We start from the raw sequence: 1,164 nt of genomic DNA, 5'->3' as shown, positions 1-1,164 counted from the left end.
AGGTTAGCAGAATGGTTTTGGGAAAGCCAGCCGCAGAGGGTGAAAGCCCCGTAAGCGAAAACCGATCAGAGCAAGCAGGATCCAAAGTACCACGAGACACGTGGAACCTTGTGGGAAGTCGGGGGGACCACCCCCCAAGGCTAAATACTCCTTAGTGACCGATAGCGCATAGTACTGTGAAGGAAAGGTGAAAAGGACCCCGGGAGGGGAGTGAAAGAGAACCTGAAACCCTGTGTTTACAAGCTGTGGAACTGCTTTCTATGCAGAACCGCGTACTTTTTGTAGAACGGTCCGGCGAGTTGCCGGTACTGGCGAGGTTAAGCACCTCAGGTGCGGAGCCGAAGGGAAACCAAGTCTTAATAGGGCCAGAGTCAGTACAGGCAGACCCGAAACCGGGTGATCTATCCATGTCCAGGTTGAAGCGGGAGTAAAATCCTGTGGAGGACCGAACCCACATCCGTTGAAAAGGGTGGGGATGAGGTGTGGATAGGGGAGAAATTCCAATCGAACCCGGAGATAGCTGGTTCTCCTCGAAATAGCTTTAGGGCTAGCCTCGTATTAGTCTCATGGAGGTAGAGCACTGAATTCCCGCGGGGGCGTCAAAGCTTACCAAAGGATATCAAACTCCGAATGCCATCGAGATGATGTACGGGAGTCAGACTGCACGAGATAAGTTGGGTGGTCAAAAGGGAAAGAGCCCAGACCTCCGGCTAAGGTCCCAAAGTGTGTGTTAAGTGGAAAAGGATGTGGGGTTTCAAAGACAACTAGGATGTTGGCTCAGAAGCAGCCATACATTCAAAGAGTGCGTAATAGCTCACTAGTCGAGAGGCCCTGCGCCGAAAATGTCCGGGGCTGAAACACACCACCGAAGCTGAGGAATGTATCTATACATTGGTAGAGGAGCATTCTTAAAGGGACGAAGCAGTACCGGAAGGAGCTGTGGACTTTTAAGAAGAGAGAATGCCGGAATGAGTAGCGAGATAGAGGTGGGAATCCTCTAGGCCGAATATCTAAGGTTTCCAGGGTAAAGCTGATCTGCCCTGGGTAAGTCGGGGCCTAAGGCGAGGCTGAGAAGCGTAGCCGATGGACAACAGGTTGAAATTCCTGTACTATAGCATGTCAGAACTGTGGGGACACAGAAGGAAAGGGAGAGCCGGGAATGAA

At 51.6% G+C, this 1,164-nt stretch carries 1 rRNA gene; it reads left to right on the top strand.

What is annotated here, in order from left to right:
• Positions 1-1,164 (top strand): 23S ribosomal RNA (locus ACTQ3K_RS12590); the annotation flags it as partial.

The sequence above is a fragment of the Candidatus Paralachnospira sp. LCP21S3_A2 genome (genome assembly GCF_052118925.1).
Lineage (GTDB): Bacteria > Bacillota > Clostridia > Lachnospirales > Lachnospiraceae > Lientehia.
This window is presented reverse-complemented; position numbering and strand designations above follow the sequence as displayed.